The sequence below is a fragment of the Burkholderia sp. AU28863 genome (assembly GCF_002223195.1).
Lineage (GTDB): Bacteria > Pseudomonadota > Gammaproteobacteria > Burkholderiales > Burkholderiaceae > Burkholderia > Burkholderia sola.
Genome location: NZ_NKFE01000008.1, coordinates 445,959 through 470,767, shown reverse-complemented (window position 1 = coordinate 470,767; position 24,809 = coordinate 445,959). Strand labels below are relative to the sequence as shown.

Genomic DNA, 24,809 nt, shown 5'->3' with positions numbered 1-24,809 from the left:
CGATTGCGCATATCGAAACCGCGCCGACGCATAAGCGTCGATCGCGGCGTCGGAACATCGGCGTCGCTCAGCTGCCGCCCGCCGTCGCCGGATCGTCGAAGAAGTAGTCGCGCCACGACTTCGGTTCGTTGCGGATCGCGCCGGTGCGATGCATGAACTGCGCGAGCGGCAGCGTGTTCTGCGGCGCGGTCTTGAACTGCACCTGCGGATTGCGCAGGATCTTCAGCAGCAGCGTGCGATCGATCTTCGATCCGTTCACGCGAATATAGGTATCGGCCGCGCGCTCCGGATCGGCCGCGATCTGCCGAGCGGCGTCGGCCAGCGCGGCGACGAACGCGCGATAGGTCTTCGGGTTGTCGTCGCGGAATTTCTCGGTCGCGTACAGCACCGTCGCCGAGCTCGGGCCGCCGAGCACGTCATACGAATTCAGCACGATGTGCGCGTTCGGGTTGCCGGCGAGCTCCTGCTCCTGGAACGGCGGATTGCCGAAATGGCCGGTGATCACGTTGCTGTTCGCGAGAATCGCGGCCGTCGCGTCCGGATGCGGAATCGCCTGCGTGAGCGCGTCGAGCTTGTCGAACTGCTTGTCGCCCCACTGCTTCGCGGCCGCGTACTGCAGCACGCGCGACTGCACCGACACGCCGACCGCCGGCACCGCGATGCGGTCCTTCGCGCTCAGGTCGGCGATCGTCTTCACGTTCGGGTTGCTGCTCACGAGGTAGTACGGAAAATTGCCGAGCGACGCGACGCCCTTCACGTTCTGTCGGCCGCGCGTGCGGTCCCACACGGTCAACAGAGGGCCGACGCCCGCGCCCGCGATGTCGACCGCGCCGGACAGCAGCGCGTCGTTCACGGCCGCGCCGCCTGACAGTCGCACCCAGTCGACCTTGATGTCGAGGCCGGCCTTGCGCCCCTCCTTCTCGATCAGTTGCTGGTCGCGCGCGACGTTCAGCATCAGGTAGACGACGCCGAACTGCTCGGCGATGCGGATGCGACCTTCCGCGTGCGCGGCGTGCGGGATGACCGCGCCCGCTAAGGCGAGCGCGGCGGTGAGCGTGGCCGCCAGCGCGCGACGCGCCGGCAAGAACGAAAACGACATCGGAACTCCGGTCGGGATGGGTCGGAAATGAATGACGCGGCGCGCGGCTCAGAAAGGCACGTCGCCTTCGATCGTCGTGCGGTACAGCTTGCGGCGCAGGTGGTCGGGCGTGCCGGCGGCGAGATGCATCAGCGAGCGGTTGTCCCAGAACACCAGATCGTGATCGCGCCACGCGTGCCGATACAGGTGCTCGGCGCGCACGCTGTGCGCGAACAGTTCGTCGAGCAGCGCGCGGCTTTCGTCGTCGGGCAGCCCGACGATGCGCGTCGTGAAATGCTCGCTGACGAACAGCGCCTTGCGGCCGGTTTCCGGATGCGTGCGCACGACCGGATGCACGACCGCCGCGACCTGCGCGATCTGTTCGGGCGACAGGTTCGGCCGCCACGGGCTGCGCGCCTGCAGTTCCGCGTAGCGCGCGAGATACGTATGCTCGGCGCGCCGCCCTTCGACCGCGCGGCGCAGATGGGCCGGCAGCGTGTCCCACGCGAGATGCATGTTCGCGAACAGCGTGTCGCCGCCTTCCGCCGGCAGTTCCTGCGCGTGCAGCAGCGAGCCGAGGCTCGGTTTTTCCTTGTACGACAGGTCGGAATGCCAGAAATGGCCGGCGTCGCCGAGCCCGACCGGCTTGCCGTTCTCGACGATGTTCGACACGATCAGCACTTCCGGATGGCCGGCCAGTGCGAACTGGTGCAGCACGTGGATCTGCAGCGGTCCGAAGCGGCGGCTGAACGCGATGTGCTCGTCCGGCGTGATGCGCTGGTCGCGAAACACCAGCACGTGGTGATCGAGGTGTGCACGATGGATGCGCGTGAAATCGTCGGCGTCGAGCGGTTGCGACAGGTCCAGGCCGATCACTTCGGCGCCGAGCGGCGCGTCGAACGGCACGATGTCGAAATGCTGCGCCGTGCCGCCCGGCCGCAAGGCGGGATGTCCGGCGGAAAGCGTTGCGGCGTCGCTGAGGGTGGTAGTCGTCACGGCACGGCCCTGATTCGGTCAAAACGCGAATCTACGAGGCCGTGCCGGCGTGCGTCAACGAAGCGATTCGGATACGTTTATCTGCTGCGGTGATAAAGATCGCTGCTCGCGCATACGGCGCCGAGCAGCGGCGGAGTCGTGCAGCCGGTGCCAATGACCGGAGGTGCCGTCCGCATCCAGCCGCCTCGGCCTGGGCCCCGAGCCGGCTAAGGCTGCCCCGCCCCGCCCGACGCCCCATAGATCTGCCCGGTCACGTAGCTCGCGCGCGACGAAAGCAGCTCGACATAGATCGACGCGATCTCGGCCGGTTGTCCCGGCCGCCCCATCGGCACCTGCTCGCCGAATTTCTCGACGTTGTGCGTCGTCTGTCCGCCGCTGACCTGCAACGGTGTCCAGAACGGCCCCGGCGCGACGCCATTGACGCGAATGCCGCGCTGGATCATCTGTTTCGCGAGCCCCTTCGTGAAATTCGCGATCGCCGCTTTCGTCATCGCGTAGTCCAGCAGGTTCGCGGACGGGTCGTACGCATTCACCGACGTCGTATTGACGATCGCCGAGCCGGGCGGCATGTGCGGAATGGCCGCCCGCGTGATCCAGAACATCGCATAAAGATTGGTGCGCAGCGTCCAGTCGAACTGCTCGGTGCTGATGTCGAGGATCGAGTCGTGGCTCTGTTGGCGGGCCGCGTTGTTCACGAGGATGTCGAGCCCGCCGAGCGCGGCGACCGCCCGCTCGACGAGCCCGTTGCACGCACCTTCGCTGCGGATGTCGACCGGCAGCGGCACCGCCTTGCGGCCCGCGCTGCGGATCAGGTCGACGACTTCGCGCGCATCGGGCTCCTCGTCGGGCAGATAGACGATCGCGACGTCCGCGCCCTCTCGTGCACAGGCGATCGCTACCGCACGGCCGATGCCCGAATCGCCGCCGGTGATCAGCGCCTTGCGACCATCGAGCCGGCCGCTGCCGCGATAGCTGCGCTCGCCGTGATCGGGGCGCGGCGTCATGCGGCCCGCAAGCCCGGGCCACGGCTGGTGCTGCTGCGGAAACGGCGCGTGCGGATAGAGCGTGCGCGGATCGCGCGGCGCCGTATCGCCGGCATCGGGCGCGCCGCCGCCCGTCTGCGCGATCGTCGGCAGGGCGACGCTGGCGACCAGTCCGGCCGTCGTGCCCTGTACCCATTTGCGACGGGATTCGGAAACTTCGTCTGATGACATGTTGGACTCCGGTGCGTGGTTGTCGGAACGCAGCAGGCCGCGACGATTCGGCCGACGCGCGCGCTACAGCGGCCGCGGCCGCTCGCCCGAATCGTCGGGCGCATCGTGCTCGCCGGGCCACGGCTTGCCGGCCGGATCGCGTACCTCCGTCTGGCGCGGGTCGTCCGGCACGACCTTGTGCGCCTGATCGTCCGGGATCGTGTCGAGTTCGCCGCCGCCGGGCGCATGGCCGGGGCGCGCGGTCGATTCGCCGCCGGGTGCCGAGCGGCGCCGGCCCTGCGCGTCGGCTGCGTCGCTTGCCGCGTCGGGCGACGCGGTGTCCTGCCGTTGACTGTCACGGGTCATGAGTTTCTCCCTGTGCGGATGCTGAATGCGTTGCGCCGCACCGCGCCGCGATGGGTGGTGCGGCGGCCCGCAACGCTTCCAGCAAGCGACATGCCGTCGTCGGACTGCCCCGTCGCACCGCGAGCGGATGAATCCGCTAAAGAAATTACAAGCGGCGCGTCATCCGGCACAGCCTCCGCAACACGCGTGGCAGCGCCGATGCGACACGCAACGCGGCACGCGCGATGCTCGAAAGCGACATGCCGGCTGCGCGCCGGCGCCCTTTCGACGCAGCCGAGGACGATCATGAGCGCGATGCACGCGACAAACGCAACAAACCCGACACCGAACGACGACGACATGACCGACACGCCGGATATTCCGCCGCCGGAGCCCGACGACGGGCGCCACGACGACCTGCCCGACTTGCCGGACCCGACCGAAGTGGGCGAGGACGGTTAGCCATCGCGTCGCGGCAGTGTGCGTAGCTGCTCCGTCGCGCGCTTGGCAGCGTGCGATGCGAAGTGCGCCGGCCGCGCGCCCTGCCTACTTGTTGCCCGGCTCGCGCGTACGCTCGCCGTACGTGCCGTTACCGCAGTGCGGGCACTTCGGGATCGGGTGTCCCGCCTGCACGTGCGTCGACCGGTGGCATTTCTCGCATCGAAAGTCACCGGTTTTTTCCGCTTTCTCTCCTGCGTGCGCCGTCATCTTCGTTCTCCTTCCGGCTTGCGATTACCCGCGCTTCACCGCGTGCGTCGCCTTTCGTGCGCGACCTCGCCGGTCGGCACCGCGTCGACGTCCTGCAGCGGCTCGCCCGGAATGCGGCGCTTCGCGGACTGATCGACCGGCAAATCCGCCGCCTGCTCGCCGCGCCCGTCCGCGCTGCCGCCCTCGGCATCGAGCTGCTGTTCGGCCCGCTGCCAATATTCGTCGGCCCTGCCGTCGGGCGTGCCGTCCGCCTGCCACAGGCGGTACGCTCGCTCGCGGATCTGCGTTTCTCTCTCTTCGTTCATGTCGTTCTCCGTGTCTACGATGGCGATCACCGGTCCGGGCGCGACGGCGCCGATACCGCACCGAGCGTCGACGACATCCCTCCGTCGGCGGCGGTCGCCAGATCGCCCAGCGCGACGATGCCAACCAGCCGCTTCTGCCGGTCGACCACCGGCACGCGGCGAATCTGCGCGTCCTCCATCTTCTTTTGCACCACTGAAACGTCGTCGTCCTCGTAACACCAGTTCGCGGGCCCGCTGACGACGCCTTCGACCGCCTCGTCCGGCGGCACGCCCATCGACACCGCGCGCACCACGATGTCCCGGTCCGTCAGCATGCCGATCAGCCGCGTGCCGTCGCATACGGGCAGCGCGCCGACATTCAGGTCGCTCATCAGCCTGGCCGCCTCGCGCAGGCTCTGCGTCGGACCGATGGTCGCCGCGTCGCGTGTCATCACTTCCGATACACATGTCATGTTTCGCTCCTTGGTAAGCCGCCTGTCGCGGCCTGCTGCACGAGCATCGCGCGTTCCGGGGGCCGCCGCGCGTCAGTTCTCCGTCGAACAGCGGACCGACGTCAGGCCGGCCGATTCGACGATCCGTATCAGTTGCTTCAGCATCACGTCGGCGCCGGCCGCTTCGCGCCACTGCACGAACAGTTCCTCGTCGCGCACCCCGCGGGCGGCCGTTTCGCAAAAGCTTTTTGTCCGGCACGTGAATCCCGCGTCGCGCAGCTTCGCGGCCAGTTGTTCGCGGGCAGCCGAGCCCAGCGGATACTCGACCGTGACCAGCGCGGTCCTGACGCGCCGCAAGCGCTGCTCGACCAGCCGCAGCGGCCAGACGACGAGCAGCGCGAGCACGAGCCCGACCGCACCGAGCGACAACTGGCCGCCGCCGATGCACAGCCCGATGACCGTCACGAACCACAGCGTCGCGGCCGTGGTGACGCCGGACACCAGGCCGTCGCGATGAAGAATCGCGCCGCCGCCGATGAAGCCCATCCCGGTCAGGATGCCGAGCGGCAGCCGCATCAGGTCGAGTACCGAGAACGCGCCCTCCGGTTTGCCCGCCTGCAGCAGCAGCGCATTGACCTGCAGCATCGACAGGCACGCGGCGAGGCAGACGAGGATCGTCGTGCGCAGTCCGGCCGTCTTGCCGGATTCGCTGCGATCGACGCCGATCAGCCCGCCCGCGACGAGCGCCAGCGCGATCCTGACCAGCACGTCGTGCCACTGCAGTACGACCGGCATCGCTTCCATGCGCCCTCCCGTGCAAATCGTCGTGCGTCGGGACGCGAACGCCGCCGACGAGGCTGGGGCGGTCGCAAGGATCGGGCCTGCTTTCGGAGGATGGCGGCGCGTGTAGTGCGTCGGATGGAATTGTAGAAAGGGCGTGCCGCGAGCAGCGTACGTCAGTGGCGAAGGTGCCGGAGCGGTGTGCGGAATGATCGCATGCTGCCGCTCGGCGCGCCGGAGGCGGCGGACGGACTGCCGGCACGGACATTCAGCGGCGCCCTCCGCGGCGTGCCCGTCGGACGCGCGTGCACAGGCGCCGACATCCTCTTACTCCGTATCCGATCGGATACGAAACTCGCCTCCGCGATCCTTTCTCGGCAATTCGTTCCCGACCGGGAACGGAATGATGTCGCCGCTATCGGAATCCACCGTTCGTTCCCGTACGAATACGAACCGCTGCCCGATCCGGCGAGTTATGCAATACTGTTCCCGATCAGATACGAAGCACGGAGAACGTCATGTCGGAGACCCAATCCGTCGACACGATCGGCGCGCTCGCCCACTTCATTCGCGCGGCGCGAATCCAGCAGGGGTTCACGCGGGACGAACTCGCGAACGCGACCGGGCTGTCGCCGAAATTCATCAGCCAGGTCGAAGCCGGCAAGCCGACCGCGCAAATCGGCAAGGTCATGCTGCTGCTGAGCGAGCTCGGCGTGCGGCTGTACGCCGAGTCGTCGATCAAGATCTCCGAAGCCACCGCGCGGAAGGCCGCGCAGCGCCGCAGGAGCAGCCATGGCGGCTAGAACGCTGATCGCATCCGCGAACGGCGTGCGCATGGGCACGCTGACCGACGACAAGGGGATCTGGTCGTTCGCGTACGACCCGCAATGGCTTGCGTCGTCGGCCGCGTATCCGCTGTCGCCCGCGTTTCCGCTGCGCGCAGGCGTGTTCACCGACACGTCGACCGATCGCCCGGTCCAGTGGTTCTTCGACAACCTGCTGCCCGAGGAAGGCATGCGCACGTCGCTCGCGCGCGAGGCGAAGGTCGATGCGGCCGACGCGTGGGGCCTGCTCGCGTACTTTGGCCGCGAATCGGCCGGCGCGCTGACGCTGCTGGCCGACGGCGAGCAGGAAACGCCCGGCGGCCTGCAGCCACTGCCGCTCGACGAGCTCGAGCGCCGGATCCAGGCGATGCCCGAGCGCGCGCTGACGGCCACCGCGCCCAAGCGCATGTCGGCGGCCGGCGCGCAGCAGAAGCTGCTGCTGGTGCTGCGCGGCGACGCGCCCGACTACGCGCTGTTCGAGCCCGTCGGCAGCGAACCGTCGATGCACCTGCTCAAACCCGACATGCGCGCGGCCGGCTATCCGCATTCGGCGATCAACGAGTTCTTCTGCATGCAGCTCGCGAAGAAGATGGGGCTCGACGTGCCCGACGTGCATTTCCTGCGCGCGCCGTCCGCCTGCTACGTAATCGACAGGTTCGACCGCGACGTCGCGTCCGAACCGGCCGGGCGCGTGCATACGATCGACGCGATGCAGTTGCTCAACTACGACCGCGGTTTCAAGTACCAGCGGGCCAATGCACAGGAGCTCGCCCGCGCGATCGACCGCACCAGCACACGTGCGCTGACACGCCTGTCGGTGTTCCGCTGGACCGTGTTCAACGTGGTGGTCGGCAATGCCGACGCGCACCTGAAGAACCTGTCGTTCTTCGTCGACGCGCGCGGCTACCGGCTCGCGCCGTTCTACGACATCGTCAGCACCGTCGTGTATCACACGCCGACGCACCGGCCCGACCATCGCGGCGATCACTGGCCGCACTGCGAGCTGACGATGCCGCTCGGGCATGCGACACGGTTCGCCGATATCGACGCGAATGCACTGGTCGAATTCGGCCAGGCGCTCGGGCTCAGGGAGAAAGCAGCCGCCAGCGAACTGCGGCGCTTTCTCGAACCGCTCGATCGTCAAGTCGATCAGACGCTCGATGAAGTGCGAAACATCGCGCATCCGGACGCCGGGGAAATGCGATTGCTGAATTCGATCGTCGCGATGCCGATCGCGGAAATGGGGCGCGCGCTGCGGCCGGCGCGCGCATAGGTTGCCGCGCGTGGGTGTCGTGCCGCCGCCGATACCCGCGCACCGCCCCGCCCGGCGAATGCATGGGCGTCAGCGGCGCACGGCAAAGGCATCGACGCCCGTCGCTGCCGCGGACCACGCCCACAGCCGCGCCGCATCCTCCGGATCGATCGCATGCGGCCGCACGCCCGATTCCTCGTTGCCGCGCGTCACCGTGGCGACGTCGCAATCCTCGCAATAGACGCCGCCGAGATCGGCAATGCGCGGCGACGTCGCCGCCCATACCTGGGTGGCCGCGCCCTGCGCAGGCGTCTTGAAGGTCGGATCGATCGGCACGCCGTGTTCGTCGACCCACCCCTGCGTCATCATTTCCTCGCGCGTCAAATGACGTTGCAGCGGCGTCGCGATCTTGCCGGGATGCAGCGAATACGCGCGAACGCCGAACGGCGCGCCGAGCCCGTCGAGCTGCACCGCGAACAACGCGTTGGCGGTTTTCGACTGCCCGTACGCGAGCCATTTGTCGTAACCGCGCGCGAAATCGATATCGTCCCAGCGGATCGGCGACAGCCGGTGCCCGAGCGAGGACACCGCGACCACGCGCGCGCCGTCGCCGTGCGCGAGCGCAGGCCACAGCCGGTTGACGAGCGCGTAGTGACCGAGGTGGTTGACGGCCATCTGCGCTTCGCGACCGTCGCCGACGCGCGTCTCGGGGCACGCCATGATGCCCGCGCTGTTGATGACGACATGCACGTCGCGACGCGCGTCGACGAACCGCGCGGCGAATGCGGCCACGCTCGCGGGGTCCGCCAGATCGAGCGTCGCGATCTCCACGCCTGCGATGCCGCGCATCGCTTCGCGCGCGGCCACGGCGCTGCGTGCGCCGACGACGACGTGCGCACCGGCGCGCGCCAGTGCGCGCGTGGTTTCGAGCCCGAGACCCGAATGGCCACCCGTGACGATGGCGGTCTTGCCGTGGAGGTCAAGGCCGGCCAGTACGTCGGTCGCCGTCGATCCAGCGTCGAATCCGGAATGAAGGGGGTGCTGCCTGCTCGTCATTGAAAGCTCCTGGAATGATGCTCGACGCGCGCGGCCGCCCGTCGGCCGCGTCGCTGCACGAGATCATTTTCCGGCCGCGCGTCCGGACTGTGAATGCAATAGAATCCGGTTTTTCGTCGAGATCGTCCGGGGATTGCACGTGGACCCGCTATCGGAAGTACTGTCGCTGCTGGAAACGCGCGACTCGTTTTTCACCGGCCTGCGGGCCGGCGGCCCGTGGGCGGTCGACCTTCCGCCGCCCGACGGGATCAAGTTCAACGCGGTGGTCGAAGGCAGTTGCTGGCTGACCGTCGACGGTGCGGGGCCGCCCGTCCGGCTGCGCGCGGGGGACTGCTTCCTGCTCGCCGCGCCGCGCGCATTTTCGCTGGCGAGCGATCCGTCGGTCGCGCCGGTGCCGGCCGCCGACGTGTACCGGCATCTCGAACGCGGTATCGCGCACTACGGGCAACCGGCCGACTGCTTTCTGATCGGCGGCCGCTTCACGTACGAGGAACGCATGCCGCTGCTGCTCGGCAGCCTGCCGCCCGTGGTCGTCGTGAGTGGCGATTCCGAACCGGCGGCGGTACTCCGCTGGTCGCTGCAGCAGCTCGCACGGGAGTTCGGCGCGTCGTCGCCGGGTGGGTCGCTGATGGTCCGGCATCTCGGACACATGATGCTGGTGCAGATCCTGCGGCGCTATGTGGACGCCGGCGCGAACGGCGATGCCGGATGGCTGGCCGGGTTCGCGGATGCGCGGGTCAGCGCGGCGCTGGCCGCGATTCACGCCGCGCCCGAGCGACGCTGGACCGTCGACGCGCTGGCGGCCTGCTGCCACGTGTCGCGTTCGACGTTCGCGCTGCATTTCAAGCGGCGGCTCGGGTTCGGGCCGCTCGAATACGTGCTGCGCTGGCGGATCCAGCTGGCGATGCGGGAACTGCGCAGATCGAACGCATCGATCTCGGCGATCGCGCAGCGGCTCGGCTACGACTCGGATAGCGCGTTCGGCCATGCGTTCAAACGCATCGTGGGCTGCTCGCCGCGCGCCTATCGTCATGACGCGACGAAGGAACCGGGCAACTAGCGTCTTGACCGCCTTCGTCGGGCGCGTGATGTTGCGATTCCGCCGACGTCACGCATTCGCATTACGACCATCAGGATAAGATAAGTATTCTTATCACAATATGCCGATTTAATTTCCGAACTCGACCGTGCAGCAATGCGTCAGCGCATCACGCGCTGGTATGCCGCAATTTCCCGTCGATGTGCTGCGGAAGCCTCAGCAGGTTGAAGATCGGGCACACCGCTTCGACCGCTTGATGCAATGCGCGGATGGTCTCCGGCGGCTCCGGCGACACGATGTCCAGCGTATAGCGGATGTTGTGCGGGAATACCGGCACATGTTCGAACCCGGGTTGCTGTGCGAGCGGATGCTGGTCGCCGGTGACTTCGACTTCGATCGCGTCGATCTTCAACCCCTGCTCCGCGGCCTGGATCAACGTGATGTGCGTGAGGCAACTGCCGAGCACCCCAAGCTGCAACTCCGGCGATGCGGGCCCGAGGTTGTAGCCCGCGAAATCGGGCGGGCTGTCGCTGATCACCTGGAAATCGCGAATCCGGATCTCGCGCACGCCGCTGCGGCCGAGCGCGCGCACGGTCGCCTTCAGCGGCGTCGCCTTGAAATCGGGATCGTTGCGGGCGGCCTGCTGCTTCGCGTGCCACGCAGCGCGCTTTTGCGCGAGATAGTCGTTCAGGGTCGTCATGGTCAAGTCATGGGTAGGCGGCACGCACGCGACGGATTGGTTCGCTGCGCGCCGAAGCGATCAGTCGATCGCCGGAATCCACGCGGCCGTCGCCGCGTCGCTCGCGCGGAACGCCGGAAACTTCGCGCCGAGTTCGGCCACGGTATGAATGTCGTTTTTCACGAGGTCGTCGCGCGTGATCAGCGTCGGCTTGACCGCGATGCGCGCGCCCGGGTTTTGCCCGGCGACCAGCAGCGCCGCGGCCCGCACCGACACCGCGCCGACGACCGCCGGATTGGTCGCGGCCGTCGCGACCCATGCGCTGTTCGGCGCGCGGATGGCCTCGATGTCGGCCGTCGACACGTCCGCGCTGTAGATGCGCAGCTTCGACGACAGCCGGGCCTCGTCGGCCGCGAGCTTCGCGCCGCGCGCGAATTCGTCGTACGGCGCGAACACGACACGGATGTCCGGATTCGCGCGATACACGGCCGCCGCCTGGTTCGCGACCGACTGCGCGATCGGATTGTCGACGGTGCCCCAGCGCGCCTTTTCCCGAACCTTCGGATGCGCGCGCTTGAAGTCGCGCCACGCGGCATCGCGGCGGTCCAGCGGCGCGAATCCGGCCACGTACACGTACCCTGCCGTGAATGCGTCGCCGTTGTCCTTCACGGCCTGATCGAGCAGCAGGTTCGCGAGGTCGCGATCGTTCTGCTCGATCTGCGGCACCTTCGGGTTGGCGAGATCGACGTCGAACGCGACGACCTTGATGCCTTTGTCCAGCGCACGCTGCACGACGTCCTTCAGCGATTCCGGCAAGCCGTGATTGACGATGATCGCGGACACGCCGATGCTGATCGCCTGCTGAATCTGCTCACGCTGCTCGGCCGCATCCTGCCGGCCTTCGTAGATGCGCAGATCGACGCCGAGCGCGCGTGCCTGCTTCTGCGCGCCGGCTTCGTAGGCCTGGAAGAAATCGCCGGTCGACAGGTAGTTGACGAGCGCGATCTTCACGCCGCCCTTGTCGAACGGCGCGGGCGCGCCCTTGAGCGGGCCGGCGTGCGCCGCGGGCACACCGAGCGCGAGCGCGGCGCCCAGTACGAGTGCAGCGAGTTTCGGTTCGAGGCGCGACTTTCGGCGAAGCAACGAGCGCATGGCGTGTCTGTCTCCGTACAGGACGATATCGGCCCAATCTATCAGCACGGCACGCGAACTCAAACCGACCGATTCGGCAATCGATATTACTTTGGATAACAAACAGTCCCGCCCGCCAATCCTTCGAACCCGTTCGTGACCGAGCCGCGTCTCGGCAACCTCACGCATCACGTCCGGGCATCCGCCCGGCGCCCGATGCCGAACGTAAACGCGAGGGCCAGCACGAGCAGCACGCCCTTGATGAAATCCTGCATATAGTAGGGTGCGTTCAGCATCGTCAGCCCGTTGAGCAGTACGCCGACGAACACCGCGCCGACGACCGTGCCGAACACGTTGGGCCGCTTCGCGCCCCACACCGCGTAACCGATCAGCGCGGCCGCCACCGCGTCGAGCAGCAGCGAGTGCCCCGCGCTCACGTCGCCGCGGCCGACCCGCGCAGCGATCAGCACGCCGCCCAGCGAGGCGATCGCACCCGACACGACATACGCGGCGACGCGGTACCGTGCGGCCGGCGCGCCGGCCAGTCGCGCGGCCGTTTCGTTGCCGCCGATCGCATAGATCACGCGGCCCCAGCGCGTCGCTTCCATCGTGATGCAGGCCAGCACCGTCACCGCCGCGAGCACCAGTACCGGCAACGGTACGACATCGAACACGCGCAGCCGGCCGAGCGCGAGGAACGCGTCGGGGAACACGCCCGTGGCGTCCGTGCCGTCCGGCAGCACGGAGCCGGTCGCGAGCGAACGGCCGCCGGTCGGGATCAACTGCAGGCCGGCCAGCAGGAACAACGTGCCGAGCGTCGCGAGCTGGTCGGGCACACGCAGCCGCGTAATCAGCACGCCGTTGAACAACCCGGCGGCCACGCCAAGCGCGACGCAGGCGATCACGGCCCCCCATGCACTGCCGTGCCAGACGACCAGCACGTAGCTCGCGGCCATCTGCGCGGTCGCGGCCACGCTGCCGACCGACAGGTCGAAGCCGCCGGCCGCGAGCGTGACCGTCACGCCGACACCGAGCAACGCGACGATCGACACCGCCTGCAGGATGCTGAACAGATTGTCGACGTTCAGGAACGCAGGCTCCTTGAGCGCGAACACGACCACGAGGGCGGCCAGCACGAGCAGGATGCCGGTTCGTTCGAGCGCATCGCGGATACGCGCGGGCACGGGGCGCGACGACCGTTCGACGGGAGCGGCATGACGCACGGCGGAAGAAGTCGCGGGTTTCATGAGCAGGCACGCACGATGGAAGAAGTCGGAGGCAGGCAATCGAGCGTGGCGCGATCGAACCGCACGATACGATCGGCGATCTCGGCGGCTTCCTCGAGATCGCTGACGAACACGATCGTCGCACGCTCATGCGCATGACGCCTCAGCGTATCGACGATATCGGCGCGCGCGCCCGCATCGATGCCCTGAAACGGCTCGTCGAGCAGCAACAGCCGCGCCGGTTCGGCGTGCCAGCGCGCGAGCACGACCTTCTGCTGATTGCCGCCGGACAGATGCGCGACGCGATCGTCCGGCCCGTCGCAGCGAATGCCGAATCGCGAGATCGCCGCCTCGGCCGCCGTGCGTTCGCGCGTTCGGCGCACCGCGCCGCTGGCGAACCAGCGCGACAGGAACGGAAAACCGATCGTGCCAGCGATCGATGCGAACGGGACGCTGTCGGGAAACAACGACGTGCGCCATCGGTCCTCGCCGGCCAGGAACACGCCGGCGCGAATCGCGTCCGCCGGCGAACGTGGCCGCCACGGCCGGCCGTCGAGCGTCATCTCGCCGGCCGCCGCATGCACCGCGCCGAAGATCGTCCGCGCGAAGCGCGACTTGCCGCCGCCGACCGGGCCCGCGATCGCGACGATCTCGCCGCGCCGGGCATCGAGGTCGAACGGCGTGCTGGTCGGCATCAGCCGGATCTGCCGCGCGCTGAAGCCCGAATCGCCCCGGGCCGCGGATCCGGCCAGCCCGGCACGTTCCGGCGCTGCGGCACGCGCACGCGGCAACGGCCGGCCGATCATCGTTTCCACCGCGGCGTCGAAATCGATCGGCGCGGCCAGATCGGCGACGATCCGGCCGTCGCGGACGATCGCCGCGCGATCGGCGATGCGGCGCAAATCGCCGAGCCGATGCGACACCAGCAGGATCGCGACGCCATCGCGGCGCAACGCGTCCACCAGCACGAACAGCCGCTCGGCCTCCGCCGCGGACAAGCTGGCGGTCGGTTCGTCGAGAATCAGCAACGACGGCTGTCCGGCCAGCGCACGCGCCAGGGTCACGCGCTGCTGGTCGGCCAGCGACAGCGATGCGAGCGGCGCCGCCAGATCGACGTCGAGCCCGACCCGCGCGGCGAGCGACCGCGCCGAGGCGCGGCGCGCGGCCGGCGGCACGCGCCATGGCGAGGCCGGGTCGCACAGTCGATCGAGCAGCAGGTTGTCGGCAATCGACAGCGTCGGCACGACGGCGTCGGCCACCGACTGGTGCACGGTCGCGACGCCGAGCCGCTTGGCCGCGTGCGGCGATGCCGGCCGATAAGGCTCGCCGCGCAGTGCGAGCGTGCCGCCGTCCGCTTGCAGCGCGCCGCTCAGGATCTTGACGAAGGTCGACTTGCCCGCGCCGTTCGCGCCCATCAGCGCGACGACTTCCCCCGCGCCGATCGACAGGTCGAGCGCCGCCAGCGCGACGGTCGCGTCGAAGCGTTTCGCGATGCCCGTGGCGCTCAGGACCGGTGGCGACGCCGACCGAGGGGGGCGAGCTTCGCCCCGCGTCGCGTCCATGGTTTCATTCGTCGCGCTCTTCATGCCGGAAGGTTCCGGTCGGCACGATGCGGCTGCAGCAGGAACAGTAGGTCATCGGTCATGTCATGCAACTCCGCTGAGGGTCCTCCGGTATCGAGCGGCTGATCAGCCGGCTTCAGCCACGGGAAACCGGAACGAAGCACCATAGGCCGTGTCCGGCAGGCGGTCCCGCCCGCTCAGCCGTGAACGGAAGGTGCCGCTCGCCGGCGTCGTCCGGTACAGGCCGCGCTTTTTCAGTTCCGGCACGATCAGTTCGGCGAAATCGTCGAGCGTACCCGGGCTGACCAGCGGATTGAGCATGTAGCCGCTCGTCGTCGACTGCCGTGCATGCTCGGCAAGCTGGTCCGCGACTTCGTCCGGCGAGCCGACGAGGATCAGGTCGGTGCCGCGCGTGACGCTCGCGAACTTGCGCCGCACGTCGCCGGCGGTGAGCGGCTTGCCGCTGCCGTCCGGCCGCACCACGTAGGACGTCAGCCCTTCCGTCTGCGTCGTCAGCGGTTCGTCGTCCGCATAGCGGTCGATGTCGATGCCGGTGTCGCCCGCATAGCTGACGAGTTGCGCCTGCTGGTGATAGTGCTGCTGCAGCGCGTGATATTTCTCCTTCGCGTCGCTCGACGAGCGCGCGGTCACGATCCGCAGCACCGTCAGCGACTTCACGTCGTCCGTCGCGCGACCGCGCTCGGCCGCGAGCCGTCGAATTTCGTCGAGGCCCGCGCGAATCTCGTGGGGATTCGACTTCGCGACGAACACGACCTCCGCGTGCTTCGCCGCGAATTCGCGCCCGCGCCCCGACCATCCGGCCTGGATCAGCACGGGCGAGCGCTGCGGCGACGGCGCGCAGACGTGCGGCCCCTGCACGCGGTAATGCGTGCCTTCGTGCACGATCGGCCGCACGCGGTCGCCACGCGCATAGCGCGGCGCGTGCTTGTCGGCAACGACCGCGTCGTCCGCCCAGCTCCCTTCCCACAATTTGTATACGACGTCGAGAAATTCCTCCGCGCGCGCGTAGCGCTCGTCGTGGCCGATCATCCGGTCGAGCCCGAAGTTGCGCGCCGCGCTCGTCAGGTAAGACGTCACGATGTTCCAGCCGATCCGGCCGTTGCTCAGATGATCGAGCGTGCTGAATCGGCGCGCGAGCGCGAACGGGTGCTCGTAGGTCGTGCTCGCGGTCACGCCGAATGCGAGCCGCTCGGTCTGCGCGACGAGCGCCGGAATCAGCATCATCGGATCGTTCGCGGGCGCCTCGACCGCCCACTGCAGCGCCGCGTCGGCCGACCCGCCGTAGACGTCGTACAGGCCGAGCACGTCCGCGAAGAACAGCATGTCGAGATCGGCCTGCTCGGCCGTACGCGCGAGGTTCGACCAGAATGCGAGCGTATTCGCGCGCAACCGTTCGTCGGCGGGATGGGCCCACAGGCTCGGCGCGCCGCCGCAGCCGACGCTGGCTTGTTCATACAGGGAAAACAGCAAGGGGCGAGGATCGGACATCGTCGAAATCGGTACCAGGCGGAAATCAGTTGGGGGCCGCCCACGCGCCCGACGACGCGCGGCGGCGCCGTACGGGCATGCGGTCGTCGGTCACGCGCGTCAGATAGCGATTGACGCGCTTCTCGAGACGGGCGGCAGGAATGGTCAGCAGTGCGACCAGCACGACATAGACGATCGCCGCACCGGCCAGCGGTTCGTATACGCGCAACGTCTCGAAGCGCAATGTATTGGCCGTGCCCATCACGTCGAACACGGTCACGGTCGATGCGAGGACGGTCGATTTCAGCAGCAGGATCGCCTCGCCGACGAGCGCGGGCAGCGCAAGCCGCCAAGCACGCGGGCCGACGATGCGGCGCAGCACCTGCACGCGCGTCATCCCGTATGCGTGGCCGGCCTCGATCTCGCCGGCCGGTACCCCGGCGATCGCGCCGCGCAGGATCGTCGCGACGTACGCGCTCTCGTTCACGCTCAATGCGACGATCGCGTACCAGAATGCGTCGCGCAGCAGCGGCGACGCCCAGCTGTCGCGCATCCATTCGCGCGGAACGATCTGCCCGAATCCGTAGTACAACAGATAGAGCTGAACGAGTAGCGGCGTGCCGCGAATCAGCATGAGCCAGCCGCGCGCGGACCAGCGCAGCGGCGTATGGCGTGCACCGGCGGCGAGCGCGAGCGGCACGCCCAGCAGCACGCTGGCCGCGCCCGACACAAGCGTCAGCGCGAGCGTGGTCGGCACCGCGGCGAGCAGCTTCGGCATCACCGTATCGAGCAGGAAAGGTAGCGAGAAGATCATGTCGTCGCGCGCCTCGTGCCGCGATTCGCATGCCGCTCCAGCACCGCGAAGAGGCCGGTCGACGTGATGCTCAGCAGCAGGAACAGTGCGGCCGTGACGAGGTAGAAGAACACGTAGTGCCGCGTCGCGCCGGCCGCGAGCTGGCTCGCCTTCAGCAAATCCGTGAACGAACCGAGCACGCTGATGAACGACGCGTCCTTGGTGGCGTTCAGCCACACGTTGCCGACGCCCGGCAGCGCGAGCCGCGCGGCGGCCGGGAGCCGGACGCGCGCGAACGTCTGCCATGGCGTCATCCCGTACGCGTGCGCGGCTTCGATCTGGCCGATCGGGACGTTGACGAGCGCCGCGCGGAAGATGTCGGTGAGATACGCACCCTGGATGAAACCCAGCGACAGTACGGCGACGACGAACGGGTCGAACGCGAAGTCGCCGGATACGATGCCGCTGCCGCGCAGCGCGTTCTCGATGGCCGGTGCGACCGCATAGAACGCGAGCAGCAGGCACAACAGTTCGGGCAGCGCACGCACGAGCGTCGTGTAGAGCCGCGCCAGCCACACGAGCGCCGGGTATCGCGACAGCTTGCCGAGCGCGCCGGCGATGCCGAGCAGCACGCCGGTGCAGAACGACGCCGCCGCGACGCCGAACGTCAGCGCGAACGCGCTCGCGAACACGCGGCCGTAACCGCCGTCGACGAATGCGAGCAGCGCGAGCAGCGAATCGTCCGCGGCCATGTGGTCAGCGGCCCTTCTCGATCGTGCCTTTCAGGTTCGGATAGCGGGCGGTGATCGCATCCCACGTGCCGTCCTGCTGCAGCTGCGCGATCGCGGTCGACAGCTTGCCGCGCAGTGCATCGCCGTGCCGCACGCCCGCGCCGATGCCGAGGCCCAGCACCGGATTGTCCGCGCACGTGGCCTTGACCTCGAAATCCTTGCCGTCGCGCGACGCGAGGAATGCCGTGAACAGCCCCTTGCCTTCCTGCACGTAGTCGACGCGGCCGGACACCAGATCGGCGAGCGCGTTGTCGAACTTGTCGAACGCCTTGATCTGCGCGTCCTGCTTGAAGCGGGCATCGAGGAACGCCGAGAAGTTGGTGCCGGCCTCGACGCCGATCACGCGGCCCTTGAAGGTCGCGGGGACCGCGCAGTCGACGCGGCGGCGGTCGCTTTTCGCGCCGACGAACACCGTCGGCGATTCGTAATACGCGCGGCTGAAATCGATGGCTTTCTGCCGTTCGCCGGTGATCGTCATCGACGACCAGATCACGTCGATCTTGCGATTCTGCAATGCCGGAATCAGGCCGTCCCATGCGATGTCGGTGAGCTCGCACCGTACGTTCAGCTTGCCGCACGCGGCATCGAGCACGTCGACTTCCCAGCCCTTCCACTTGCCGGAAGCATCCTTCGAAAAGAACGGCGGATACGACTCGGCGTCGATGCCGACGCGCAACGTCGGCTGGGCCGCATGGGAAACCGGCGCGAGGCCGAGCACGAACAGCGCGGCCGCGACACGGCGGGCCCTGGAATGCATCAAACGATTCATGTGGCGCGTTTCTGAAATAACGTCGGAACGACCGGCGTTGCAGCCGGCAGGAGGCGAGACTGTAATGCGCGCCGAAGCGTGTACCAAATGGTTATTTTTTCGATGGATATCTGATCGCGCGATATGCACGACATGCGCGCAACCGCGTACCGTCCGACGTGCAGCGCGGTGCGCGGTTCATCGGTCGTTCACGCCGCCGCGGCCTCGCGCCGCAACGCCGGCAGTTCCAGATTCGCGCGGAAATCGCCGCCCACATAGTCGGTGTCGAGCAGATCGCGCCGACGCAACTCGGGCAGCAAGCCGTTGAGCAGCAAGTCTTCCTGGTCCGGCTGGCCGAGCCCATGCAGCGACAGCACGTCGACGAGCCCCGCGCGATAGCGCGTCTCGATCGCATCGGCGAGCTGCTCCGGCGTGCCGGCGACGAACCAGTGGCCCGTCTCCTGCGCGCGGATGATCAGCTCGCGCAGCGTCAGTCGCTGGCGCGCATAGCCGACGAAGATCGCCACGCGTCCGCGCCGGCGGTGCACGCTGTCGATCGCCGGCAGCAGCGACGCCGGCAACGGCTGGTCGAGCGGCAGGCCGCGCAGGTCCACGTTGCCGCCCAGCATGTCGGCAAGCTTCAGCCTGCCTTGTTCGTAATCGATGCGTTCATGCTTGTCGCGCAATCGCCGCGCGACGTCCGCATCGGATTCGCCGATCACCGAATGAAACGAGTTCATCACGAGCGGCGGCCGGTCGCCGCGGCTGAATGCGGCCGCCTGCCGGTGCAGTTCTGCGACGAACAGGCGTGCATCGTCGAGGGTCGGCTGCGACGTGTAGACGACTTCCGCATACCGCGCGCCGAGCGCCACGCCGCTCGCCGACTGCCCCGCCTGGAACAGCACGGGCCGCCGTTGCGGCGAAGGCGGCACGTTCAGCGGCCCCTGCACCTGGAAATGCGCGCCGCGATAGTCGATCGCGCCGAGCTTCAGCGGATCGACCGAGATGCCGCCGCCAGGCCCGCGCCGCGTCGCGCGCGGATCGTTCGCGTCGAACAGCGCGTTGACGACTTCGACGAATTCGGCCGCGCGCGCATAACGCTGCTCCGGGTCGGGCAGCGCCGCGTCGCCGAAATTCTCCTCGCCGACCGACGACGTCACTGCATTCCATGCCGCGCGGCCGCCGCTCACGTGATCGAGCGTGCCGATCAGCCGCGCGAGGTTGTACGGATGGTGATACGTCGTCGAAACGGTCGCGACGAGCCCGATCGCCGATGTCGCCTGGCTCAGCGCCGCCAGCGCGACGATCGGCTCCTGGCTGCCGGTGGTCCCGGCGAGGCCGGCCGCATCGGCCTGCAGCAAGTCGGCGGTAAAGAGGCCGGTGATCTTCTCGGCTTCCGCGCGGCGCGCAAGCGCCGCCGCGCGCCGCACGCCCTGCGCGACATCCGCATCGCCGGGTGCATACAGTACGCTCGCCGCGCCGACGAGCGTCTTCAGCCGTCTGCGTGCGCCTCTCATGACGCAGCTCCGGTCGTCGTGCGATGGCACGCAGTGAGGGCCGGACGTCGTTCGCGTTGCTCGTTCATTCGTATTCCTCGTGATTCCGTTCGGTCGGAGAATCGGAGCATGCCTGCGGGCATCGCGACCGCGAACGTACTCGCGCCGGCTCGTCGGGCAGGCTCCACGCACGCGCCGCGAGGCGCACAGCCAACGACCATAACGCAAGCCCCCTGGTCGGCCGGAACGAATATTTTCGGCTTTGGATATTCTTGTTGATTGTTTGACCGTGCGACCGTCGACGCAAAATAATTCGGCATGCCAAATCCGTTGATCAGGCCGTTTCGACCCGCGCCGATCGCTTCATCATGACGTTCGACGCCCTCCGCTCCGACTTCGATTTTTCCGCTTTGTCCGCATGGCCGTTCCGCTTGAGCGTGCTCGACAAGAGCCCCATTGCACCGGGAGAAACCGCCGCCGACGCGCTGGCGCGCAGCGTATCGCTCGCGCGCTTCGCCGATGCGGCCGGCTATCACCGTTACTGGCTCGCCGAACATCACAACACCGCCGCGCTCGCGTGCCCGTCGCCGGAAATTTTGATCGCACACGTCCTCGCGCAGACGCGACGCATTCGGGTCGGATCGGGCGGCGTCATGCTGCAACATTACAGTCCGTACAAGATCGCGGAGAATTTCAACCTACTCGCGTCGCTCGCGCCCGGCCGCGTCGATCTCGGCATCGGCAAGGCGCCGGGCGGCCTGCCGCTGTCGACGCGCGCGCTGCAGGCCGGCTACGATCCGGCGCGGCGCGCGTCCTTCGCCGATCTGGCCGACGAATTGAATCGCTATCTCAATGGTGAGGATGCGACAGCCGATGCGGCCGGTCAGGATGCCGCGACGCTGCACGCGACGCCGCACCCGCCGGTGCCCGCGCAACCATTCCTGCTCGGCGCCAGCGCGGAGAGCGCCATGCTCGCCGCGCGGCTCGGCTGGGCGTTCGTCTACGCGTCGCATCTGAATGCCTCCGCGACGAATCTCGAACGAACGTTCGACGCCTATCGCGAGGCGTCGGATGGCCGTACGCCGCTGCTGGCCGTCTCCGCGATCGTGGCCGACAGTCGCGACGCGGCGGCGCGACTCGCGAGCGGACATCAGGGCTTTCGCGTGCAGGTCGGCGACACGCCCGCCGTCAACGTCGGCAGCCTGGAACAGGCGCACGCATACATCCGCCAGGCCGGCGGTGGCCCGCACCGGATCGACCCGCGCGAAACGCGGATCGTGCACGGCACGCGCGACGACGTGCTGCGCGAGTTCGACACGTTGCATCGTCGCTACGGGATTGCGGAATTCGTCGTCGACACGCCGCTCGCCGATGCCGTACCGCGGATTGCGTCGCTGCGGTTGCTGGCCGGGGCGGCTGCCGACGACGATCACGACACGATGGTGGCGCACGACGAAGCGAACGCGCGAGACGCCAGCGCGCGCACGGCCACGCGTCAACCGCACTTCGAGGGCACCGCGCCATGACCGATACGATCCGCATCGCCGGCGCGGACGACGTGCCGGCCGTCTACGCGTTGCTGCAGGACGCTTACGCGCCGCTCGCGGCGCAGGGCGTGCACTTCACGATCACGCGCTCGCCGATCGAACGCGTCGCGCAAACCGTAGCGCGCGAAACGACGTTCTTGCTCGAGCACGCGACACCCGACGGCCGCACGGCGCTCGCGGCTACGTTGACCGTGCGGTTTCCATGGGTATCCGGCGAACTCAATCGCACGCCCTATCCGTTCCTGCATTGGTTCGCGGTCGCCCCCGCGTTCAAGCGACAGGGATTCGGAAACGCACTGATCGCGCACGTCGAGACCCAGTTCCTGGCGTCGCAAATCAAGGCACCCGCGACGTATCTCGCGACCGCGACCAACCATCCGTGGTTGCAGTCGTATTACGAGCGCGGCGGCTACCAGCCGTTCGACCGCTCGACGAACGCGCTCGGCACGCCGCTCGTCTGGCTGAGAAAAATCTTGATCCCGGATCTCTACGCTGATCCTGCGGCGGACGATCCCGCCCGAAACCCGTTGCGCATCCACGCGAACGCATGAAATGACGTACCGCGCAGGCCCACGCAGCGACGCGAACCGCATCCACCGCTACCCACCTCGTAAAAGGCTTTCTCGCATGACATTCGCATTTCCGGATTCCGCGCTGCGCGCGTCGCGCCGCACCGCATCGGCTGCACTGCTGCTCGCACTCGCGCTGCCGCATGCGGCGTTCGCACAGGGCGCGCCCGTCGCCGGCGGCACGCTGACCTGGGGCGTCGAAACCGAGCCCCGCACGCTGAACCCGCAACTGAACGGCCAGGACAAGGTCGAGCTGCTGCTGCGCAACGCATACGAAAGCCTGCTTGCGCAGAAGCCCGACGGCAGCTACGTGCCGTGGCTCGCGACCGGCTACAAGGTCTCCGCCGACGGCAAGACCTATACGTTCACGCTGCGCGACGGCGTGAAGTTCACCGACGGCGCGCCGTTCGACGCGAAGGCCGTCGCTCGCAATTTCCTGAACGCACGCGAACTGTCGTATGCGGCCGGCAGCCAGCTGGCGCGGCTGATCTCGCACGTCGCCGACGTCAAGACGCCGGACGCGCACACGGTCGTCATCACGCTCGACGCGCCGTATGCGCCGTTCCTGACGTTCGCCGGCCGGCTGCCGCTGCTGTCGCCGAACGCGTTCGACCGGCCCGGCCTGAAGTCGGGCGGCCCCGACATCGCGGGCACCGGCCCGTTCATCCTGCGCCGCTACGTGAAGGGCCAGGAAATCGAGTTCGCGAAAAATCCCGACTATCGCTGGGCGCCGCCGACGGCCGGCCACCAGGGCCCTGCGTACCTCGACCGCATCGTCTACCGGTTCCTGCCCGAATCGTCGGTCCGCACCGGCGCGCTGCTGTCCGGCCAGGTCGACGTGATCGAGGGCGTGTCGGGCAACGACGCCGCGCTGATCCGCAACAACGCCGATTTCACTTACCGCCACGCGCTCAACACCGGCACGCCGTACTCGCTGTTCCTGAACGTCGGCTACGGCCCGACGCAGGACGTGAAGGTGCGCCGCGCGCTGCTCGAAGGGCTCGACACGACCGGCATCGTGCAGTCGATCTACCGCGGCGAGCGCACGCGCGCATGGGGCATCACGTCGCCGATCGATCCGTTCTACGACGCGTCGATCGAAAAGACCTACGGCAACAACCCGAAGCTCGCGAATCAACTGCTGGACGAGGCCGGCTGGAGCGCGCGCGACAGCGGCGGCTACCGCACGAAGAACGGCGAACGGCTGACGATCGCGGTGGTCCAGGCGCAGGCGACCGTGCGCGACCAGCGCGACGTGCTGCTGCAGGCGCTACAGGCGCAGGCGCGGCAACGGCTCGGCGTGGACCTGAAGATCCAGTACGTCGACGACGGCACGTACGTCGAGGCGCGCAAGAGCGGCAAGTTCGGCTCGATCGCGAACTCGAACACGCCGCCGGACGGCATCGACATCGAAGGCCACTACCTGCCCGTCGATCGCGGCGGCGCGCTGAACTACAGCCGCGCGGCGGCGCCCGAGCTGACGCGCTGGCTGCAGGCGGCCGCGCGCGCGCAGAACGTCGCCGAGCGCAAGAAGCTGTACGGCGAGCTGCAGCGCTTCGCGATCAACGAGCAGGCGTACGCGCTGCCGCTGTACGAGCCGGAAGACCAGATCGCGGCCGCGAAGGCGGTCCAGGGGCTGCGCTTCCGCTCGTTCGCGCAGATGCCCGAGAACCCGTACGACGTGTGGGTGAAGAAGTAGGCCGACGCGGGCCGGCCCGCGTCGCATCGCCCATCGCGCCACCCCGACAGGAGAATCGACCATGAACCGTCCGTCGTCCGCTTTCGTCTCCGTCCCGGACGCGGCGCCTGCCACGGCGACGCCGCCCGCATGGCGCCGCTGGCTGCGTTCGCCGGTCGCGACGCGGCTCGCCACCGGCGTGCTCGTGCTGTGGGCCGCGGTCACGCTGTCGTTCATCGCCATCCATCTCGCACCGGGCGATATCGTCGGCATCCTGATCGGCGAGCAGTTGAGCACGCCGGAGATCGAAGCCGCGATCCGCCGGGAATGGGGGCTCGACGAGCCACTCGCGCTGCAATACCTGCATTACCTGTGGCGCGTGCTGCACGGCGAATTCGGCCGCTCGTACATCCTCAACACCGACGTCGCGCCGCTCGTGCTCGGCCAGCTTTGGCCGACGCTGAAACTGACGGGCGCGGCGCTGGTGGTGACGATCGTGTTCGCCGTCGGCCTCGCGGTGCTCACGGCCGGCCGCCGCTGGGCCGGGCGCGCGGCATCGGGCGTCGAGCTGCTGCTCGCGTCGACGCCGTCGTTCTGGCTCGGCATCATGCTGCTGTTCGTGTTCAGCTTCACGCTCAAGCTGTTCCCGGTGGCCGGCGATCGAGGCTTCGCGTCGCTCGTGCTGCCCGCGCTGTCGCTCGGGCTCGCGCAGGGCGCGGTGATCGGCCGCGTGCTGCGGCAAGGCATCGAGCGCGCGCTCGACGAACCGTACGCGCTGACGGTGCGTTCGTGGGGCATCGGCGGGCTTGCGCTGCGCGTGCGCCATGCGCTGCGCCACGCGGCGCTGCCGGCCGTCACGCTCGCCGGCTGGCTCGTCGGCGGCCTGCTGAGCGGCGCGGTGATCACCGAGCAGGTGTTCGGCCGGCCCGGCCTCGGCAAGGTGACGGTCGACGCGGTGCTGTCGAAGGACATGCCGGTGATCCTCGCGATCGCGATCCTGTCGGCGGCCATCTACGTCGCGCTCAGCACGGCCGTCGACCTGCTGTACCTGCTGATCGATCCCCGCCTGCGCGACCGCCGCGCACCGCGTTGAA

General features: G+C 68.4%; 26 protein-coding genes. 8 read left to right on the top strand and 18 right to left on the bottom strand.

The annotated features are described in order from the left end of the window. Positions 1–67: 67 nt before the first annotated feature. The 4 genes from CFB81_RS31955 to CFB81_RS31940 all read right to left on the bottom strand — a co-directional run bounded on the left by CFB81_RS31955 (position 68) and on the right by CFB81_RS31940 (position 3,633). Positions 68–1,099: an ABC transporter substrate-binding protein gene (locus tag CFB81_RS31955; protein ID WP_089437812.1), complete on the bottom strand. Its 1,032-nt coding sequence runs from the start codon at positions 1,097–1,099 to the stop codon at positions 68–70. Between the two features lie 48 nt (positions 1,100–1,147). Next, positions 1,148–2,020 carry a TauD/TfdA family dioxygenase gene (locus tag CFB81_RS31950; RefSeq protein ID WP_089437811.1) on the bottom strand — a complete coding sequence of 291 codons (873 nt, stop codon included), beginning with the start codon at positions 2,018–2,020 and terminating at the stop codon, positions 1,148–1,150. A 260-nt stretch (positions 2,021–2,280) separates the two neighbouring features. Next, the gene (locus CFB81_RS31945; RefSeq protein WP_069616907.1) at positions 2,281–3,288 is read right to left on the bottom strand and encodes an SDR family oxidoreductase; all 1,008 of its coding nucleotides are present in this window, start codon (positions 3,286–3,288) and stop codon (positions 2,281–2,283) included. Between the two features lie 63 nt (positions 3,289–3,351). Then, complete coding sequence (locus CFB81_RS31940) at positions 3,352–3,633, bottom strand: hypothetical protein (protein WP_089437810.1); 282 nt, start codon at positions 3,631–3,633, stop codon at positions 3,352–3,354. A gap of 285 nt (positions 3,634–3,918) precedes the next feature. Here CFB81_RS31940 and CFB81_RS36340 point away from each other — a divergent pair, with 285 nt between their 5' ends. Further along, positions 3,919–4,074: a hypothetical protein gene (locus CFB81_RS36340; protein ID WP_176730141.1), complete on the top strand. Its 156-nt coding sequence runs from the start codon at positions 3,919–3,921 to the stop codon at positions 4,072–4,074. An 84-nt stretch (positions 4,075–4,158) separates the two neighbouring features. Here the strand turns inward: CFB81_RS36340 and CFB81_RS31935 are convergent, their stop codons facing one another. The 4 genes from CFB81_RS31935 to CFB81_RS31920 form a co-directional block, all read right to left on the bottom strand. Beyond that, entirely contained in the window at positions 4,159–4,320 is a 162-nt protein-coding gene (locus tag CFB81_RS31935; protein ID WP_069616909.1) for an alpha helical protein, read from the bottom strand. A 35-nt stretch (positions 4,321–4,355) separates the two neighbouring features. After that, positions 4,356–4,625 (bottom strand): DUF2934 domain-containing protein, encoded by a 270-nt coding sequence (locus tag CFB81_RS31930; RefSeq protein ID WP_089438155.1) that lies wholly within the window; start codon positions 4,623–4,625, stop codon positions 4,356–4,358. A gap of 26 nt (positions 4,626–4,651) precedes the next feature. Next, on the bottom strand, positions 4,652–5,077 hold the full coding sequence (locus CFB81_RS31925; RefSeq protein ID WP_089437809.1) for a CBS domain-containing protein: 426 nt from the start codon (positions 5,075–5,077) through the stop codon (positions 4,652–4,654). A 72-nt stretch (positions 5,078–5,149) separates the two neighbouring features. Next, on the bottom strand, positions 5,150–5,860 hold the full coding sequence (locus tag CFB81_RS31920; protein WP_069616912.1) for an MgtC/SapB family protein: 711 nt from the start codon (positions 5,858–5,860) through the stop codon (positions 5,150–5,152). 494 nt (positions 5,861–6,354) lie between these two features. Here CFB81_RS31920 and CFB81_RS31915 point away from each other — a divergent pair, with 494 nt between their 5' ends. Then, on the top strand, positions 6,355–6,639 hold the full coding sequence (locus tag CFB81_RS31915; RefSeq protein WP_089437808.1) for a helix-turn-helix transcriptional regulator: 285 nt from the start codon (positions 6,355–6,357) through the stop codon (positions 6,637–6,639). Further along, positions 6,629–7,933 (top strand): HipA domain-containing protein, encoded by a 1,305-nt coding sequence (locus CFB81_RS31910; RefSeq protein WP_089437807.1) that lies wholly within the window; start codon positions 6,629–6,631, stop codon positions 7,931–7,933. The genes CFB81_RS31915 and CFB81_RS31910 overlap by 11 nt, the downstream gene beginning before the upstream one ends. 69 nt (positions 7,934–8,002) lie before the next feature. Here the strand turns inward: CFB81_RS31910 and CFB81_RS31905 are convergent, their stop codons facing one another. Beyond that, entirely contained in the window at positions 8,003–8,968 is a 966-nt protein-coding gene (locus CFB81_RS31905; RefSeq protein WP_089437806.1) for an SDR family NAD(P)-dependent oxidoreductase, read from the bottom strand. Positions 8,969–9,107: 139 nt separating this feature from the next. Here CFB81_RS31905 and CFB81_RS31900 point away from each other — a divergent pair, with 139 nt between their 5' ends. Continuing rightward, positions 9,108–10,028: an AraC family transcriptional regulator gene (locus CFB81_RS31900; protein ID WP_089437805.1), complete on the top strand. Its 921-nt coding sequence runs from the start codon at positions 9,108–9,110 to the stop codon at positions 10,026–10,028. 148 nt (positions 10,029–10,176) lie between these two features. On the opposite strand, the gene CFB81_RS31895 is transcribed toward CFB81_RS31900, so the two are convergent. The 9 genes from CFB81_RS31895 to CFB81_RS31850 all read right to left on the bottom strand — a co-directional run bounded on the left by CFB81_RS31895 (position 10,177) and on the right by CFB81_RS31850 (position 19,942). Beyond that, entirely contained in the window at positions 10,177–10,707 is a 531-nt protein-coding gene (locus CFB81_RS31895) for an OsmC family protein (RefSeq protein ID WP_089437804.1), read from the bottom strand. Between the two features lie 60 nt (positions 10,708–10,767). Beyond that, a complete protein-coding gene (locus tag CFB81_RS31890; protein WP_089437803.1) occupies positions 10,768–11,838 on the bottom strand; it encodes a substrate-binding domain-containing protein in 1,071 nt (356 codons plus the stop codon). Between the two features lie 167 nt (positions 11,839–12,005). Then, positions 12,006–13,064: an ABC transporter permease gene (locus tag CFB81_RS31885; protein ID WP_089437802.1), complete on the bottom strand. Its 1,059-nt coding sequence runs from the start codon at positions 13,062–13,064 to the stop codon at positions 12,006–12,008. Further along, the gene (locus CFB81_RS31880; RefSeq protein ID WP_089437801.1) at positions 13,061–14,629 is read right to left on the bottom strand and encodes a sugar ABC transporter ATP-binding protein; all 1,569 of its coding nucleotides are present in this window, start codon (positions 14,627–14,629) and stop codon (positions 13,061–13,063) included. The genes CFB81_RS31885 and CFB81_RS31880 overlap by 4 nt, the downstream gene beginning before the upstream one ends. 102 nt (positions 14,630–14,731) lie before the next feature. Then, positions 14,732–16,114 carry an LLM class flavin-dependent oxidoreductase gene (locus CFB81_RS31875; RefSeq protein WP_089437800.1) on the bottom strand — a complete coding sequence of 461 codons (1,383 nt, stop codon included), beginning with the start codon at positions 16,112–16,114 and terminating at the stop codon, positions 14,732–14,734. Between the two features lie 25 nt (positions 16,115–16,139). Then, positions 16,140–16,907, bottom strand: a complete 768-nt coding sequence (locus tag CFB81_RS31870) for an ABC transporter permease (protein WP_089437799.1) — start codon at positions 16,905–16,907, stop codon at positions 16,140–16,142. Then, positions 16,904–17,638 carry an ABC transporter permease gene (locus CFB81_RS31865; RefSeq protein WP_089437798.1) on the bottom strand — a complete coding sequence of 245 codons (735 nt, stop codon included), beginning with the start codon at positions 17,636–17,638 and terminating at the stop codon, positions 16,904–16,906. Before CFB81_RS31865 ends, CFB81_RS31870 begins: the two co-directional genes overlap by 4 nt. A 4-nt stretch (positions 17,639–17,642) precedes the next feature. After that, on the bottom strand, positions 17,643–18,446 hold the full coding sequence (locus tag CFB81_RS31860) for a transporter substrate-binding domain-containing protein (protein ID WP_089437797.1): 804 nt from the start codon (positions 18,444–18,446) through the stop codon (positions 17,643–17,645). A 188-nt stretch (positions 18,447–18,634) separates the two neighbouring features. Further along, positions 18,635–19,942: an NtaA/DmoA family FMN-dependent monooxygenase gene (locus CFB81_RS31850; RefSeq protein ID WP_089437796.1), complete on the bottom strand. Its 1,308-nt coding sequence runs from the start codon at positions 19,940–19,942 to the stop codon at positions 18,635–18,637. A 347-nt stretch (positions 19,943–20,289) separates the two neighbouring features. Here CFB81_RS31850 and CFB81_RS31840 point away from each other — a divergent pair, with 347 nt between their 5' ends. The 4 genes from CFB81_RS31840 to CFB81_RS31825 all read left to right on the top strand — a co-directional run bounded on the left by CFB81_RS31840 (position 20,290) and on the right by CFB81_RS31825 (position 24,808). Then, positions 20,290–21,447 (top strand): MsnO8 family LLM class oxidoreductase, encoded by a 1,158-nt coding sequence (locus CFB81_RS31840; RefSeq protein ID WP_089437795.1) that lies wholly within the window; start codon positions 20,290–20,292, stop codon positions 21,445–21,447. Continuing rightward, positions 21,444–22,019 (top strand): GNAT family N-acetyltransferase, encoded by a 576-nt coding sequence (locus CFB81_RS31835; protein WP_089437794.1) that lies wholly within the window; start codon positions 21,444–21,446, stop codon positions 22,017–22,019. Before CFB81_RS31840 ends, CFB81_RS31835 begins: the two co-directional genes overlap by 4 nt. Positions 22,020–22,095: 76 nt before the next feature. Next, on the top strand, positions 22,096–23,736 hold the full coding sequence (locus tag CFB81_RS31830; protein WP_089437793.1) for an ABC transporter substrate-binding protein: 1,641 nt from the start codon (positions 22,096–22,098) through the stop codon (positions 23,734–23,736). Positions 23,737–23,797: 61 nt separating this feature from the next. Further along, positions 23,798–24,808 carry an ABC transporter permease gene (locus tag CFB81_RS31825; protein WP_089437792.1) on the top strand — a complete coding sequence of 337 codons (1,011 nt, stop codon included), beginning with the start codon at positions 23,798–23,800 and terminating at the stop codon, positions 24,806–24,808. Position 24,809 lies beyond the last annotated feature (1 nt).

What these genes read in the sequence shown, in the direction of transcription:
- CFB81_RS31955 (WP_089437812.1), bottom strand. Translation starts at nt 1,099, where the DNA reads ATGTCGTTTTCGTTCTTGCCGGCGCGTCGCGCGCTGGCGGCCACGCTC.
- CFB81_RS31945 (WP_069616907.1), bottom strand. Translation starts at nt 3,288, where the DNA reads ATGTCATCAGACGAAGTTTCCGAATCCCGTCGCAAATGGGTACAGGGC.
- CFB81_RS31940 (WP_089437810.1), bottom strand. Translation starts at nt 3,633, where the DNA reads ATGACCCGTGACAGTCAACGGCAGGACACCGCGTCGCCCGACGCGGCA.
- CFB81_RS36340 (WP_176730141.1), top strand. Translation starts at nt 3,919, where the DNA reads ATGAGCGCGATGCACGCGACAAACGCAACAAACCCGACACCGAACGAC.
- CFB81_RS31935 (WP_069616909.1), bottom strand. Translation starts at nt 4,320, where the DNA reads ATGACGGCGCACGCAGGAGAGAAAGCGGAAAAAACCGGTGACTTTCGA.
- CFB81_RS31930 (WP_089438155.1), bottom strand. Translation starts at nt 4,625, where the DNA reads ATGAACGAAGAGAGAGAAACGCAGATCCGCGAGCGAGCGTACCGCCTG.
- CFB81_RS31925 (WP_089437809.1), bottom strand. Translation starts at nt 5,077, where the DNA reads ATGACATGTGTATCGGAAGTGATGACACGCGACGCGGCGACCATCGGT.
- CFB81_RS31920 (WP_069616912.1), bottom strand. Translation starts at nt 5,860, where the DNA reads ATGGAAGCGATGCCGGTCGTACTGCAGTGGCACGACGTGCTGGTCAGG.
- CFB81_RS31915 (WP_089437808.1), top strand. Translation starts at nt 6,355, where the DNA reads ATGTCGGAGACCCAATCCGTCGACACGATCGGCGCGCTCGCCCACTTC.
- CFB81_RS31910 (WP_089437807.1), top strand. Translation starts at nt 6,629, where the DNA reads ATGGCGGCTAGAACGCTGATCGCATCCGCGAACGGCGTGCGCATGGGC.
- CFB81_RS31905 (WP_089437806.1), bottom strand. Translation starts at nt 8,968, where the DNA reads ATGACGAGCAGGCAGCACCCCCTTCATTCCGGATTCGACGCTGGATCG.
- CFB81_RS31895 (WP_089437804.1), bottom strand. Translation starts at nt 10,707, where the DNA reads ATGACGACCCTGAACGACTATCTCGCGCAAAAGCGCGCTGCGTGGCAC.
- CFB81_RS31890 (WP_089437803.1), bottom strand. Translation starts at nt 11,838, where the DNA reads ATGCGCTCGTTGCTTCGCCGAAAGTCGCGCCTCGAACCGAAACTCGCT.
- CFB81_RS31885 (WP_089437802.1), bottom strand. Translation starts at nt 13,064, where the DNA reads ATGAAACCCGCGACTTCTTCCGCCGTGCGTCATGCCGCTCCCGTCGAA.
- CFB81_RS31880 (WP_089437801.1), bottom strand. Translation starts at nt 14,629, where the DNA reads ATGAAGAGCGCGACGAATGAAACCATGGACGCGACGCGGGGCGAAGCT.
- CFB81_RS31875 (WP_089437800.1), bottom strand. Translation starts at nt 16,114, where the DNA reads ATGTCCGATCCTCGCCCCTTGCTGTTTTCCCTGTATGAACAAGCCAGC.
- CFB81_RS31870 (WP_089437799.1), bottom strand. Translation starts at nt 16,907, where the DNA reads ATGATCTTCTCGCTACCTTTCCTGCTCGATACGGTGATGCCGAAGCTG.
- CFB81_RS31865 (WP_089437798.1), bottom strand. Translation starts at nt 17,638, where the DNA reads ATGGCCGCGGACGATTCGCTGCTCGCGCTGCTCGCATTCGTCGACGGC.
- CFB81_RS31860 (WP_089437797.1), bottom strand. Translation starts at nt 18,446, where the DNA reads ATGAATCGTTTGATGCATTCCAGGGCCCGCCGTGTCGCGGCCGCGCTG.
- CFB81_RS31850 (WP_089437796.1), bottom strand. Translation starts at nt 19,942, where the DNA reads ATGAGAGGCGCACGCAGACGGCTGAAGACGCTCGTCGGCGCGGCGAGC.
- CFB81_RS31840 (WP_089437795.1), top strand. Translation starts at nt 20,290, where the DNA reads ATGACGTTCGACGCCCTCCGCTCCGACTTCGATTTTTCCGCTTTGTCC.
- CFB81_RS31835 (WP_089437794.1), top strand. Translation starts at nt 21,444, where the DNA reads ATGACCGATACGATCCGCATCGCCGGCGCGGACGACGTGCCGGCCGTC.
- CFB81_RS31830 (WP_089437793.1), top strand. Translation starts at nt 22,096, where the DNA reads ATGACATTCGCATTTCCGGATTCCGCGCTGCGCGCGTCGCGCCGCACC.
- CFB81_RS31825 (WP_089437792.1), top strand. Translation starts at nt 23,798, where the DNA reads ATGAACCGTCCGTCGTCCGCTTTCGTCTCCGTCCCGGACGCGGCGCCT.